At 43.7% G+C, this 13,207-nt stretch carries 13 protein-coding genes and 1 pseudogene; 8 read left to right on the forward strand and 6 right to left on the reverse strand.

Annotated features, from left to right (window positions below; genetic code table 11):
- Positions 1-492, reverse strand: a pseudogene (locus OSCI_RS10755) (hypothetical protein); the annotation flags it as partial.
- Positions 489-1,919, reverse strand: coding sequence for an ATP-binding protein (locus tag OSCI_RS10760; RefSeq protein WP_007354962.1), 1,431 nt, complete (start codon positions 1,917-1,919; stop codon positions 489-491). The pseudogene OSCI_RS10755 and the gene OSCI_RS10760, both read right to left, overlap by 4 nt.
- A gap of 264 nt (positions 1,920-2,183) precedes the next feature.
- Here OSCI_RS10760 and OSCI_RS10765 point away from each other — a divergent pair, with 264 nt between their 5' ends.
- The 3 genes from OSCI_RS10765 to OSCI_RS10775 all read left to right on the forward strand — a co-directional run bounded on the left by OSCI_RS10765 (position 2,184) and on the right by OSCI_RS10775 (position 4,777).
- Positions 2,184-2,378, forward strand: coding sequence for a hypothetical protein (locus OSCI_RS10765; RefSeq protein WP_007354963.1), 195 nt, complete (start codon positions 2,184-2,186; stop codon positions 2,376-2,378).
- An 86-nt stretch (positions 2,379-2,464) separates the two neighbouring features.
- Positions 2,465-3,373 carry an EamA family transporter gene (locus OSCI_RS10770; protein ID WP_007354964.1) on the forward strand — a complete coding sequence of 303 codons (909 nt, stop codon included), beginning with the start codon at positions 2,465-2,467 and terminating at the stop codon, positions 3,371-3,373.
- Positions 3,374-4,114: 741 nt separating this feature from the next.
- Positions 4,115-4,777 (forward strand): cupin domain-containing protein, encoded by a 663-nt coding sequence (locus tag OSCI_RS10775; protein ID WP_007354965.1) that lies wholly within the window; start codon positions 4,115-4,117, stop codon positions 4,775-4,777.
- On the opposite strand, the gene modB is transcribed toward OSCI_RS10775, so the two are convergent.
- Entirely contained in the window at positions 4,774-6,666 is a 1,893-nt protein-coding gene (modB, locus tag OSCI_RS10780; RefSeq protein ID WP_007354966.1) for a molybdate ABC transporter permease subunit, read from the reverse strand. The genes OSCI_RS10775 and modB overlap by 4 nt on opposite strands.
- A 391-nt stretch (positions 6,667-7,057) precedes the next feature.
- Here modB and OSCI_RS32235 point away from each other — a divergent pair, with 391 nt between their 5' ends.
- The gene (locus tag OSCI_RS32235; RefSeq protein ID WP_007354967.1) at positions 7,058-7,531 is read left to right on the forward strand and encodes a TOBE domain-containing protein; all 474 of its coding nucleotides are present in this window, start codon (positions 7,058-7,060) and stop codon (positions 7,529-7,531) included.
- 274 nt (positions 7,532-7,805) lie between these two features.
- On the opposite strand, the gene OSCI_RS10790 is transcribed toward OSCI_RS32235, so the two are convergent.
- Both OSCI_RS10790 and OSCI_RS29880 read right to left on the reverse strand, forming a co-directional pair.
- Complete coding sequence (locus OSCI_RS10790; RefSeq protein WP_007354968.1) at positions 7,806-8,351, reverse strand: REP-associated tyrosine transposase; 546 nt, start codon at positions 8,349-8,351, stop codon at positions 7,806-7,808.
- A gap of 264 nt (positions 8,352-8,615) precedes the next feature.
- On the reverse strand, positions 8,616-8,777 hold the full coding sequence (locus OSCI_RS29880; protein ID WP_007354970.1) for a hypothetical protein: 162 nt from the start codon (positions 8,775-8,777) through the stop codon (positions 8,616-8,618).
- A gap of 49 nt (positions 8,778-8,826) precedes the next feature.
- Here OSCI_RS29880 and OSCI_RS10795 point away from each other — a divergent pair, with 49 nt between their 5' ends.
- Entirely contained in the window at positions 8,827-9,216 is a 390-nt protein-coding gene (locus tag OSCI_RS10795; RefSeq protein ID WP_007354971.1) for a hypothetical protein, read from the forward strand.
- Between the two features lie 16 nt (positions 9,217-9,232).
- Here OSCI_RS10795 and OSCI_RS10800 read toward each other — a convergent pair whose 3' ends face one another.
- Positions 9,233-9,496 (reverse strand): hypothetical protein, encoded by a 264-nt coding sequence (locus OSCI_RS10800; RefSeq protein ID WP_007354972.1) that lies wholly within the window; start codon positions 9,494-9,496, stop codon positions 9,233-9,235.
- A gap of 143 nt (positions 9,497-9,639) precedes the next feature.
- On the opposite strand from OSCI_RS10800, the gene OSCI_RS10805 reads away from it, so the two are divergent.
- The 3 genes from OSCI_RS10805 to OSCI_RS10815 all read left to right on the forward strand — a co-directional run bounded on the left by OSCI_RS10805 (position 9,640) and on the right by OSCI_RS10815 (position 13,155).
- Complete coding sequence (locus tag OSCI_RS10805) at positions 9,640-10,203, forward strand: hypothetical protein (RefSeq protein WP_007354973.1); 564 nt, start codon at positions 9,640-9,642, stop codon at positions 10,201-10,203.
- 172 nt (positions 10,204-10,375) lie between these two features.
- Positions 10,376-10,906: a hypothetical protein gene (locus OSCI_RS10810; RefSeq protein WP_007354974.1), complete on the forward strand. Its 531-nt coding sequence runs from the start codon at positions 10,376-10,378 to the stop codon at positions 10,904-10,906.
- 293 nt (positions 10,907-11,199) lie between these two features.
- A complete protein-coding gene (locus OSCI_RS10815; RefSeq protein WP_007354975.1) occupies positions 11,200-13,155 on the forward strand; it encodes an ABC transporter ATP-binding protein in 1,956 nt (651 codons plus the stop codon).
- Positions 13,156-13,207: the final 52 nt, after the last annotated feature.

A 13,207-nucleotide genomic window follows, 5' to 3' on the forward strand; every position in this document is an offset into this window, starting at 1 on the left:
AATGCCCAAACCGCAGTAACAAATACTATCGCGGTATTTATTATCTAACTTGCCTAAAAGTTGGTTGTATAACTCAATCTGTAGCCGATAATAACCCCAAGTTTGTAACTGATTGTGCAATTCTTCCCGTGTCGGCGGATCGCAGCGAATAAAAAGGACTTGCCAAGCTTCTTCCCATGCGGCCAATTCACATAAGTGGTGAAACGCTTCCAGATAGTGACTCACTTTCTCTAAATTATCAGCCGTTGGCTGAGGTTCATAGATTTTTAAATAATAAAAGATACCCTCGACACGGCGCATCTCTTTCTTCCTTAACTTTCTCACTCCCTGAAATTCCGGGTTTTCCTGTGCCGAAATTTCCGACTCTATTCCTCCTTCATCCCCTCGCGGCATCACCCACTTTCCCGCCGCAGTCAGCCGCAGCATTGGCAGTTCTGACTCTGATAATTCCAGCAAATTGACCACCCTATAGGCGATAGCATTCTGAGTCATTCTTGCACCTCCATATCTAATTTATCTAAGTGTTCTAGCGCCACTCGACGCATTAACGGATGGAGGCGATAGAGAAGTTGATGATTAGCCGTTTTTTCCTCTTCCAAAAAGAAGCGCCGCTGCAAAGTTTGAAATGCTAACGCTTTCTTTTCCCGGTCAACTTCCGACATTAACGTTAACCAAGCACGGCGTTCTTCTGGTCTTCGATACATTGCCCCACTACACAGTAACTCATGGGCAATTTCGTCAGCCTTCCGCAATCGTTCCACCGTATTTTCTATCCGAATTAACACCAAATCTTTTAATTTAGGGCTAAAGCGGTCAATTGTAGGTTTATCATCTTTCGGATCGCCATCTGTCTTAGCTTTCAGATTCTCTGCGTCTTCAATTTCATAGCCATAATCACCCCAATAACTTTCAATATTTCCCTCGTAGGGACTCTCGCGAACTTCCCCCGCGATGGCGCTTAAAGCCAAGGGATGACCTTCGTAAACCGCAAAAATCCGTTTCAGATATTCCTGAGTTCTTTCACCCTCAACTGTCACATCCCATTGCCGAAATAATGCGATCGCCTCTGCTTCCGATAAACCGCGTAGAGGTTGCTCAAAAAATCTATCATTAGGGTATCGTCCTTGTGCCATAATCGGCGGTCGATCTTGAGAAGTGAGGACAATTCGCGACGGCATTGTATCTGCTAATACCACCCGATCTAAGAACTTTGCAAATAGTTCATCTTTAAACTGATGGCCGCTTTTTCCGTCTGGCTCTAATATTACTTCGATCATATCAAGAATCAGCAAAATCGGCTGGGATTTTAACCGATCGACCATTGCATTAACGAGATGCTCGGTATTTTGCTGTAACTGTGGACTGTTAGCTTCTGCCCCTAAGATGCGTTCTGCCACTACTTGAAATTTTGGATCTTCTTGGAAAAAACTTATCTCTTTTTCTGGCAATCTTTGGCTGATTTGGGGTTGTTTGGCGAGTTGTTTGGCGAGGGAAGTTTTGCCGATGCCGGTGAGGCCAACTATGGAGAGAATGCGACAGTTTCCTTGGAGTTTTTGGATAAGTTCATTGATGAGAGTTTCGCGGCCTACCCATCGGGTTTTGGAATCATTGGAGTTTCCCTCAATTTCAGGAGGTTGAGAATTAGTCTTGTTAGGTGAACAATGATCGTCCTTATCGAGGATTAACCCAAAAGCAACAAATAGCTGGATAATTTTCGGTAAATCAGCACCTTCAGTCCTCTTCAATATTTTAGCAACAGTTCCAACATCAATAGATGCTTTCTCAGCTATTTTTTCATTGCTTAGCTGAATTTCATTATCTGATACCCATTTGAAAATAGCCTGCTGAAGTTTCTGCGATCCCTTTTCTGTAAGGATGCGACCGCGATTTCTCTGTTTTTTGGCTTGATCGTTTGCCATAACACCCCTTAACTTCCCACTTAAGCTGATTTTACCAGAAGTTAACGAAGATAAGCGATTTTAACCCAGAAGTTAAACAATTTTTACATCTTAATATTCTGAAGTTAACACGCTGATATCTCTCAAATATTTTAGTCGTAAGTTCCCTTAATATCCCTTGGCTTTTACAGAGTGAATCTACGAAAATGCACTTAGTAAATAGAAAAGGGTATCTAGCTAAGGCCTGACCAAAGCCAGACACCGAACATTTAAACCAATCCTAGTATGACACAAATTCAACGGAGACAACTTCTTTGGTTTGCTGTTACTCATTCTGGCGTTCTTTCGATTGTCGCAGCGGGTTTTCTATGGGGATTATATCCCATTTTCTGGAAAGCCTCTGCGATCGAAGTCAATCAAGCGATCGCCGCTTGTGTACCAAATAGCAATTCAGAAGGGATTCATTGTACCCCGCCTTAATTGAAGCCTTGACCTTCCAATCAGAAAAGACCTGCTGGCTTCTAATCGAGGCCAGACAGGCCACATCTAAAACGTGAGTTAATTATATGACAATTCAACTGCAAAAAAGACAGCCCGTTCAGGCGGCTGTCACTCCTTCTGGCGTTCTTTACGTTGCCTCCGCAGGCTTCTTATGGGGCATTTACTGCATCTTCTACAAAGGCTTTCCTGAGATCGAAGCATATCAAATTGCCGCATTTCGGGCGATTGGTTCCTTCATCTTCTTGTCCCTTTTCGTACTCCCCAATAATGGCTGGTTGAAAGTTAGCGCAATCTTGAAGTCCGGCAATTTATTAGCCTTAACTTCCTCTGCTTTCTTTCTAGGAATGCACGTTATTTTGTATGTCTTTGCCATTCAACAAGGCTGCGTGATGGAATGCAGCGCGGGAATGTTTCTCAGCTATATTGCCTCAATGATTCTCGGCTTAATCGTATTTCGGGAACGCTATCAATTGTTAAACTGGTTAGCCCTGATATTAGGCGTAGCAGCTACAGCTTTATTGACCAGCAATGCTGAAGAGTTCCCTTGGTTTGCCATTGGCATTGGCTTAACTTGGGCATTCTATGGCCTAGCCCGAAAAAAAGCATCTGCGAACGCGGAACCCATTGTTCAAACCTTAGTTGAAATGGCACTTTTAGCAGTACCATCTGCTATTTATCTGCTGTGCTTTGCCAATCTCGAAACTGTCAATAACTTGCCCGAATTAAACCGCCTTTGGCTAATTCTTGGCTGTGGGGCCACTGCCATCCCTTCTGTCTTGTATGGCGAAGGTGCTAAGCGCTTGCCTCTGTCAGCTTTGGGCTTGTTTCATTCTCTCTCTCCCAGCATTCAATTCTTATTAGCTATCTTCGTTTATCACGAAACAGCATCCCCTGTAAAAATGCAGGCTTTTGGGTTACTTTGGTTAGCTCTTGCATTGTACTCCTACCAGCAATGGAAGCGATCGCATAGCTAGGACGATCGGGAAAGAAGGTAATAGAATGATAGCTAGCTAAATTGGTCGGAATCTACGATCGCAGTACAGCCGCCAAGTGCTACAGTGACTTTATCGCTAAGACGATCGCGATCGCTCCCCCAGCATCCCCTGCTCTACTCATTTAGCGATCGCGATCTTGAAAAATAGTCGCAATTTGATTGCAGCTAGAACATTTTTGCAATTTTAGGAATTACGCAAAATCGCACTACGGCCGCTTTCCAGGCGCGGTATTCTTACCCCCAGGATGGCGGCGTTACGCGATCGTGCCTAAGTAATGAAAGTTACATTCCCAATTTAATCAGATCAATTATTAATAAAAATATAGTTGGTAGCATAGCTAGCAGATTTTTTAGCTAATATCCTGCATTCTGAACTATAGGAGATAACTCAGCGTTTGACAGTTCTTTAAGAGCAGAATGGCAACAATGTCATGACTTACACGCGCAGGGCAAAAACCCAGTTTCTGCATCAATGTCTCTCGGAGAGATTCATTATTTTTTACCAGAAACCGAGCTTACGTCCGCGTCAGCCAAACGGTTTTTTGCGTAAGTCCTAAATGTAAAAGACGCAGAAGGTTAGCAAATCTATTCCTAAGTTGAAACAAATTGCCTGTTACCTACAGACACCCATCTTCTCTGTCCCAGAAATATTCCCTCTCCTCATCACAAGAGCCGTCTCCCTATCTTCTAGCCAACTATTAAACTCAATCCACAAGCAATCATGATGAACTCCTCAAATTTACCTGGGGACGATCGAGCAATTCCCTCCTCTCCCTTAGATCGACTGCTACAGTTAGAACTACAAGCAGGAATTACAAACCTATTCTGTCAATCCTGCGATCGCATCACCCGCGAGTTACTGTCAAAGTGTCAGTGGACATTGAAGACTTCCGAACCAGTTCTAATTTTAGAGATTTTCTGTTCCGATCTGGAAACCTACCAAGCAATTAACCAAGTTAAAACCCAGATGAGCAGTTCGTTAAAGGAATTGTTTACTGAACAATCCCAAATTCAGATTAATCTGAGCGATCGCCAAGCAACCCTTGCTCAATCAACTATAACAACTCCTAGCATCTTGGAAGAGACGATCGCACCGCCGCTATCAGATCGGATTGCTTACTTGGATCGGGAAATCCATAAAATAGTTCTGTCTAAAGACGAGCGATCGCAATTCTCCTTAGTCTGTATTTCTGCGGGAGATGATATTCCTACTCATTCAGCATTGCGCGGAACAGCGATTTATGTTTTGGAAGGACAGGGAAAACTCGATCGCGCCGGGAATCAAATCTCACTGCAACCCGGTAGTTTCGCTTATGTCCCACCAAAAACAATTCATACCCTCAGCGCGATCGACAACCTAGCAATTTTGTATGCTTGGGTTTAGCTAAACATCAAAATCAGACGCAGGGGATTTAACCGTACATACCAGGGAAAGGGATGATTCTTGATTGCTTCCCACTTCTCTTTAAAAATTTCTGCTTGTAGATGATAGTCCTGTGGGTTTTCAGGAGTAGCATTCAACTTGAGAAAAAGCGTCATGCGGTGCGGTGTTTCACTGGTTGAAGCTAACCAGCACGGAAATGTATTCTCCAAATTTGCATCAGGATTGGGCATAATACTAATCTGATGGGCACGAATTCCTACATTTGCCAAACCAGCAATCATTTCCACAACTTGCAAGGTAACGCCCCAATCCAGCGCGGCGATCGCATTCGACTCGATCGCAATTGCACGAGAAAAGTTTTTGCATCCCGTCAGTTGAGCGACACGCAAGGTTTGAGGACGCTCAAAAATCCGATGTTTGGAATCAAAGGCGATCGCTTTCCCCCCCGACATTACCATCAATTTCTCACATACCCGATAGGCTTCCTCCAGATTATGTGTCACAAATAAAGTCACGCCCGAATAAGTAGATAAAGTTTCCACCAGTTGACGCTCAACTTGAGCGCGGAGATAGGTATCCAGCGCCGAAAACGGTTCATCCAGTAGTAAAACTTCCGGTTCAGTTGCTAGCGCCCTAGCCAAGGCTACCCGCTGTTGTTGCCCACCCGATAGTTGATGGGGATAGCGATCGCCTAATCCCTCTAACTGCAATAGCGCCAATTGTTGATGCACCCGTTGCGATCGCATTTCCCGCGATAAATGTTGCAAGCCAAAAGCAATATTTTGGAAAACAGTCATGTGAGGAAATAGTGCATAGTTTTGAAACACTAAACTTACTTTCCGTTGATGACTGGGGATATTAATCCCCTTTTCTGAATCAAATATAGTTTGACTATTAAGAATAATTCGCCCTTGACTGGGGGTTTCTACCCCCGCAATACAACGCAGTGTCATGCTCTTACCAGAACCAGATCCCCCTAGTAATCCCATAGTTTCTTGGTGAAGGCTAAAAGCGGTTTTCAGGGTAAAGTTTGCCAGTTGTTTCTCAATATCAACCAGTAGCCCTTGCTTGATAGAAGAAGGGGTTAGGGGATAGGGACTTTGGCGCAGGGAATAATTTTCTTTTTCTGTTACTTTAGCGCTTAGTCCCCAGTCCTTAGCCCCTTCTTTTTCCCTACCATACACGGGTTCATTAGCTTCGATCGCGCCAAATTGCTTACCTTGAATCTTGCGCTCATATTGTTTCTGCCACAGATTGACCGCAACGATCGCGGATAATGAGATCGTCATAATCGCGATCGCCCACAGCCAAGCCTCATTCATTGACCCTGCTTCCACTGCAAAGTAAATTGCCATAGGAATAGTTTGAGTTTGACCGGGAATATTCCCCGCTAACATCAAAGTTGCCCCAAATTCTCCTAAAGCTCGTGCAAATGTTAGAGTTGTTCCAGCTACAATACCGGGGACAGAAAGTGGAAGCAGCACGCGCCAGAAAATCCGTACCTTGGATGCGCCCAGAGTTTGGGCAACTTGCAGCAGAGTGCGATCGACTTGTTCAAATGCTCCTAATGCAGTTTTGTACATTAGGGGAAAAGCGACAACTGTCGCCGCGATCGCAGCCGCATACCAGGTAAAAACTATTGTGAAATTAAACTGAGCCATTAACTGCCCCAAGGGGCCATTTTTGCCAAATAATAACAGCAGCAAAAAGCCAACAACTGTTGGCGGCAAAATTAACGGCGATACAAAAACGCCCTCAATAAGGGACTTCCATCGCCCTCGATAATTCAACATCCAGTAAGCAATTGGAATGCCTGTAAAGAATGTAGCAATGGTGGCAAGTCCTGCGGTTTTAAGAGAAATCCATAATGGGGAGAGATCGGTAATCATTGTATTTGTTAACTGTTAACTGTTAGTTGTTAGTTGTTAGTTGTTAGTTGTTAGTTGTTAGTTGTTAGTTATTTATTGTTGGTTGTTGATTTTAGTTTTTAGCTGTGGTTGGTACTAATCCCAATTCTCCAAATTATTGATACAATCGGCATTGTTGAGTGAACTTCATACAACTAACCTCCTGCCTTCTGCCTTTTGCCTCCTGCCTCCTGCTATATTTTCGTCAAAAAACCTGTTGGTTGAGCTCCGTCGAAACCCGGTTGCTGTGGTTGGGTGCCAAAGTCCTGGTTGATATGGTGAAATCAGAGCGATCGCACGACCGATTTACCGCTAGAATGATATTCGATGCCCAATCATACCAACTTTATACCAACATATTTGGTATTCTACGATGCCAAGAAAAGAGCAAGGCTGGATAACTTTCCAATCCTCCGATGAAGAGCGGCAAATTCTCGAACAGATTTGTCAGCAGACTCAACGCAGCAAGACAGAAATTTTGCGAGAAATGATTCGACAGATGGGGCAATCGTCCTCATCTGCCCCGCTTGAGGTCAACTCCATAGAATTTTCTGAGGATTTAGAGGAGGAAGGAGAAGAAGCGATGCCTTCGGCAAGCTTTGCTAATGATTTGATGAATACACCAGGATCGCAGGCGGTACAAATCAGTGCCCGCAACATTTTGAGAGCCAAAGTGAAACGCATTGTCAAAGGCACAGTGAATGCGGAAGTCACCCTGGCGATCGCACCCTCTGTAGAGTTGGTGTCGATTGTCACTCGGACATCGGCTGATAAACTGGGTTTAAAGAAAGGGAAAGAAGTCTTCGCGGTGATTAAATCCAATAGTGTAATGATTGCGGCAGGGTGATCCCTATTATGTTACTTTAGTCACAGAAAAAGGCTTTCTCCTGGCGATCGCTGGATTTTAGCCATTCTCAATAATTTAGGCTTTCCAAGGCGAAAGCCTTACAAGCGAGTAGTTACAGAAAATTATCTCCCGCTCAGTGACAGAATAGGGATGACATCTTCCGTCCTACGCCAAGAAACCGGGTTTCTCTGAAAAATCCCAGCTTCCCAACGAGATATCTAGGTCGAAACCCGGTTTCTGGCCTCGGCGCACAAATCCCCCATTCCCTCCAATCTCAGGATATTATCCCCTGAAGCTGAAATCGCTGTTTTGCCGTTGGGTGCGATCGCCATTTTTGACATGGGTGCATTTCATCGGTTTCCCAATTATACGGATTATTGATAATATATTCCTGAATTTTAGATAAGGCGGTTTCGTTCCGAATAATATGTTCATAATAACCTCTTTGCCATACAGGTATGCCTGAAACAGAACGTAGCTGATTGATCCGACGGGCAGAAAATGTTTTAAAACCCCTTACAATTTCCGATAGACTACAATCTTGATTACGATTTTTTATGATAATAATTCCATGAATATGATTCGGCATAATCACAAAAGTATCTAATTCAATATGAGGATATACCTTGATCAGATTAAACCAATTAAAATTAACAACTTCACCATAACTGTTTAATAGAATATTCCCCTCTTGAATTTCACCTAATAAACATTCACGTTGCCAAATACAGATTGTTACAAAATATGCACCTGGTTGGCTATAGTCATATCCTGGTAGACGAATAGAGCGGCGATGATGGATATCAGGATTATATTTCATATTTTTGCAAACAATCTAACACCATAATTATAAGGCCTGTAGGGGCGGGTTCGCCCAAATATCTGACACCCATCGACCATCCTAAAAACCCGCCCCCACCCCACGAAAAGATTAAAAATTACATTGAATTTAACAATAAGACGAGGATCGTTGTTAGGGATTATTCGTTGGGTGGGGGCGGGTTTTCAAGATTATTTGTTATGTGGCAAGAATTGTTGGCGAACCCGCCCCTACAAATTTTATTCAATATTGAATTAATCGCGCTTAAACCAATTCTGCATCACACACAGCGTTAATGTTGAATCTACCAGTTAATCCACCATCAAGACCAAAATTTGTGAAATTTGAAATAGAATTTAAGTCACGACTCTGACGGGGTGACAACCCCATCAAAACCCCTAACTGACAGGGTTTTGACCGATTCATGGTAAAAAAAGATGGGGTCAGTATTGTAAAGTCGCCCCATCTATTAAAAATGTTACCTCCATTTTACCAAATTTGTTTCCAACAGCAGCTCAAGAAAGCTGAATACTTGACTCTGACAATCTTAGTTTTTCTGCTCCAAATCCGTAAACAAGTGAGTATTGAGTTATTGGCGACATTGATGCCATACCCCATCATGTTTGAGAGCCGACGACAGTTCAAGCTAAAGGGAATTCAGAAATACATCGGTCGCCTAATTGAGTCGAGGCGATCGCAACGCCGTCATAGTAGTTTTTGGATAGGATTATATGGTCAGTTGTGGGTAGTAGGAATGGAGTTTTGCCATGCAACTATTGCGGAATTGATGAAAATTAGGCCCAATAAGCTCCCATTTTTTCAGAGGGGTTTGAAGGCTATGTCCTTTATTTTATCAAGCTTTTGACGGGGTTGTCACCCCGTCAGAGCGATCGCCCCATATCCCCATCAACACTACTAGAAATAAAGTCGTTTCCTGTGTTACCATTCAAAAAGTCTTGCGTGACAGAGCCTTCTAGCGTATCGTTGCCCCCAAGGTTGAGGATACTCTGGACATTCTGAGCATTCGATGCCGTCTCTTGAGTCCCGGCTTTTTTGAAGGGACAGCCGCAATCCTCTTGAGTCTCCCCGCGATCGCTGTTCAATATGTCATCGCTTTTGTCCAGCAGAGCTAAATTGTCAGGCATTGTATCGCTCACTTGGTGTTGGTGCAAATAAACTGATTCAGAATGTACCTCACCTGTCTCACTTATGTCTTGACCAAAAAAGCCCGAAAAAGACTGAAAAAGCCCGAAGTTTCACACAATTTTATTTTGTCTTCGCTCAACCTATGGTGCCCAAGGACGATCGCCCGTTGCAAGCCGTCCCTGACGAAAACGAACTGCTAAAATTAGTTGATTCCCCGATCTTCGAGAAAACTGGAAAACATCTCAATACGCTGCAACGGTTAGTGTTTCAGGGAATGTATGATGGCAAAACCTACGAAACGATCGCCCGTGACACCCGCTACACTACCAAATACGTCCGAGAAGTCGGCTACAAGTTACTCAAAACTCTCTCGGTAGTTATGGATGAAGATATGCAAAAAGGCAATCTCAAAGCTGCTTGCGATCGCAGAAATATTAGCAATACTTCAAACTTCGGCAGAGATTATATTCAATACGTAGAATACGTCCACACTCTCAACCTCAACCCCTGTCCTTCTCCACCTAGCGACTTTGACAACGATCGCGCCACTAACTCCAGATTCAAAACTCAGATCGAACGCCTAGAAATTGATGTCGCTGATGTCGTTTGCAAATTGCACAGTCAAGGTATCGAACTATGTCAAATAGCTTTGGTACTTGGTCTACCCGATGTAGCGATCGAAACAATATTGCGTGAATTATTATAGTTAAATCGCGATCGCTCTTTTTTTAACCTCCGATGAATCCAGAATACGCTTTATTGTTATATTTAACTTAATTTAAGCCGAATTTCCTTCACAATAAAATTTTAAACCAGTCAAATCGAGATTTTTGCACTAGACTATAAAAACAGAAATCACCCAACTTCACAGCAGTCTAATGACTAACTCCAAAATTCTTCCCAAATTAATTGCATCCTGCCTGTGTTTCGGTATCCTCAGCGGCCTAGCCGCCCAAGCCAACCCATTATCAACAATAGCCCCAGCAATTGCCCAAACCGAAACAACCGCCCCCGCCGAAACAACCGCCCCCACCGATAATATCGACCAGAAATTGCTCGGACAATGGGAAGCCACAGACCCATCCGGTCAGTCTTTCAGCTTCATCTTTGCCCCAGAAGGCAAATTATATCTAGTCGTCCAACCACCCCAAGGGGCCGCCCGCGCCAAAGAAATGAGATACAAAGTTGATACCAAAAATCAACCAATGCACCTTGATGTCGGCCTCAGCGCCACTCAAACCGTAATGACCGTCTTTGAACTCACCACCGAAGGTCTAATGCGCCTGCAATTGCAAGGAACCAAACCGGGCGACCCTAGACCCTCTGCTGTTAACGCTCAAGCAACCGTCTTTAAGAAAATTTCCGATACAGCAGCTTTACCAGAAAACACTCAGGTAATTGGTTTTTAAGTAAAAAGGGCGAATAGAATTAGCATCTAGACAGACTCAACCCTTCTGCCTCATGACTCCTGCCTCCTGCTATACCTGCTTCCTGCCTTCTGCTATTCTGGCGAGATACTGTTAAAATCCAGTTATAGCAACCTTCTGGGCAGTTAAGATGTTCTGAGTTCCACCAAACTCGCTGATTCTATTCCCTTCTTTCCCTTCTTTCACGCTTCCCCTAGCCCCTAGCCCCTAGCCCCTAGCCCCTAACCGCCTTGGCGGTTGCTATAAATTCCCATTAACTTTTGCTTATTACCTCCATGAGTGAGACCGTCCTAGACGTTCGCGACCTGCGGGTTCAATTTCAATCTGCGGGCCCAGGCGAATCGCCTGTGCTAGTCAACGCCGTTGACGGCATCTCTTTTGAGGTGAAACGAGGGCAGACTCTAGGAATTGTCGGAGAGTCAGGGTCAGGAAAATCTGTCACCGCCCTTGCTGTCATGGGCTTAGTGCCGAGTTCATCCGCTGCTACCACTGGAGAAATTTGGTTTTCCTCCGCCAAGAGTGACGGCAAACAAGCTGTCACCTCTGCACCTGTAAACTTGCTGCAACTCCTACCCAGAGATAGGCAACAATACCGCGGGAGCCAAATTTCCATGATTTTTCAAGAGCCTATGAGCTCCCTCAACCCCGTTTATACCATCGGGTTTCAATTAACAGAAGCAATTTGTCTGCATAAAAATGTTTCTGAAGTGGAAGCAAGGCGCGAAGCCGCATCATTATTACAAGAAGTAAAACTGTTACCCAGCGACTCAGAATTAAGACAAAAGTGCTTAGAAGAAAGCCAAGAGGGAAGTAAATTCGCAGAAAACGATCGCGATTTAATGCAATTAGTAAACCGCCAGAAACAGGCAATGCTAGACCGCTATCCCCACGAACTCTCTGGCGGTCAAATTCAGCGGGTGATGATTGCAATGGCAATTTCTTGCAATCCTACTTTGTTAATTGCCGACGAACCGACTACAGCTTTAGACGTAACAGTACAGGCAACTATCTTAGCTTTACTGAGGGAATTACGCGATCAAAGAGGCATGGCGATGATGTTTATTACCCACGATTTAGGGGTAATCGCTGAAATTGCCGACTCCGTAGCTGTAATGTATCGAGGTAAGATTGTAGAATGTGGTGGCATTGAACAAATTTATACTAATCCTCAACATCCTTACACTAAAGGTTTATTAGCTTGTCGCCCCAATCCCGATCGGCAAACCCTACGATTACCCACTATTGCTGATTTCATGGAAGTTACGACTTCTGGTAGTGGTGAATTTTTAATTAAGGAAAAAGTTGGGAAAGTAGAAGAATATTTAAAGAACGAAGAAAAAGTTGATTTTCAGCAATCAAACCCCTTACTTTCTGTTAAAAATTTGCGAGTGGGATTCCCTGTATCGGGGATGTTTGGGGAAATAAAACGCTTATTTATGGCAGTAAATGATGTTTCTTTTGATGTTCAACCAGGAGAAACTTTAGGCTTGGTAGGAGAATCAGGTTGCGGCAAATCTACTTTATCTAGAGCTTTGTTACAATTAATTCCGCTAACTAGCGGTCAAGTGTTTTTTGAAGGTGAAGAAATAACACCTCCTAATCAAGCAAACTCTAAATGGCAATGGGCGCTCAAATATCGCCAAAATAGGCAATACGCTCAGAAGTTACAATGGTTGCGGCGCGATCTGCAAATTATTTTTCAAGACCCTTTTAGCTCTCTCAATCCTCGGATAAATATTGGGGATGCCGTGATGGAACCGATGATGATTCACGGTGCTGGTAAGAGTATAAAAGAGCGGCGAGAACGGACTGCTTATTTATTAGAAAGAGTTGGGTTAAATCCTGACTTAATGCGTCGCTATCCTCACGAATTTTCTGGGGGTCAAAGACAGCGAATTTGCATTGCTCGTGCTTTAGCTTTGAATCCTAAGTTTATTATCTGCGATGAATCAGTATCGGCGCTAGATGTGTCGGTACAAGCTCAAGTTTTGAACTTGTTAAAAGAATTGCAAGGTGAATTTGGGCTGACTTATATTTTCATTTCCCACGATCTCGGTGTAGTCAAGTTTATGAGCGATCGCATCATGGTCATGAATCGAGGCAAAATAGAAGAAATTGGGCCAGCGGAACAAATTTATCGGCAACCGCAACAAGCTTATACGCGCCAATTAATCGCCTCTATTCCGAGTGGGAATTTAGCACAAATTCAGGAGAAACAGGCCAGAAGATAAACTCAGAGCGCGTCTTACCTCTGTTTCATAATCCATTAGGTCGTAAACTTTT

Source organism: Kamptonema sp. PCC 6506, assembly GCF_000180455.1.
Classification (GTDB): domain Bacteria; phylum Cyanobacteriota; class Cyanobacteriia; order Cyanobacteriales; family Microcoleaceae; genus Kamptonema; species Kamptonema formosum.

What these genes read in the sequence shown, in the direction of transcription:
- OSCI_RS29880 (WP_007354970.1), bottom strand. Translation starts at nt 8,777, where the DNA reads ATGAATCGGTCAAAACCCTGTCAGTTAGGGGTTTTGATGGGGTTGTCA.
- OSCI_RS10770 (WP_007354964.1), top strand. Translation starts at nt 2,465, where the DNA reads ATGACAATTCAACTGCAAAAAAGACAGCCCGTTCAGGCGGCTGTCACT.
- OSCI_RS10800 (WP_007354972.1), bottom strand. Translation starts at nt 9,496, where the DNA reads ATGCCTGACAATTTAGCTCTGCTGGACAAAAGCGATGACATATTGAAC.
- OSCI_RS10810 (WP_007354974.1), top strand. Translation starts at nt 10,376, where the DNA reads ATGACTAACTCCAAAATTCTTCCCAAATTAATTGCATCCTGCCTGTGT.
- OSCI_RS10815 (WP_007354975.1), top strand. Translation starts at nt 11,200, where the DNA reads ATGAGTGAGACCGTCCTAGACGTTCGCGACCTGCGGGTTCAATTTCAA.
- OSCI_RS10760 (WP_007354962.1), bottom strand. Translation starts at nt 1,919, where the DNA reads ATGGCAAACGATCAAGCCAAAAAACAGAGAAATCGCGGTCGCATCCTT.
- OSCI_RS10775 (WP_007354965.1), top strand. Translation starts at nt 4,115, where the DNA reads ATGATGAACTCCTCAAATTTACCTGGGGACGATCGAGCAATTCCCTCC.
- OSCI_RS10805 (WP_007354973.1), top strand. Translation starts at nt 9,640, where the DNA reads ATGGTGCCCAAGGACGATCGCCCGTTGCAAGCCGTCCCTGACGAAAAC.
- OSCI_RS10790 (WP_007354968.1), bottom strand. Translation starts at nt 8,351, where the DNA reads ATGAAATATAATCCTGATATCCATCATCGCCGCTCTATTCGTCTACCA.
- OSCI_RS10765 (WP_007354963.1), top strand. Translation starts at nt 2,184, where the DNA reads ATGACACAAATTCAACGGAGACAACTTCTTTGGTTTGCTGTTACTCAT.
- modB (WP_007354966.1), bottom strand. Translation starts at nt 6,666, where the DNA reads ATGATTACCGATCTCTCCCCATTATGGATTTCTCTTAAAACCGCAGGA.
- OSCI_RS32235 (WP_007354967.1), top strand. Translation starts at nt 7,058, where the DNA reads ATGCCAAGAAAAGAGCAAGGCTGGATAACTTTCCAATCCTCCGATGAA.
- OSCI_RS10795 (WP_007354971.1), top strand. Translation starts at nt 8,827, where the DNA reads ATGTTACCTCCATTTTACCAAATTTGTTTCCAACAGCAGCTCAAGAAA.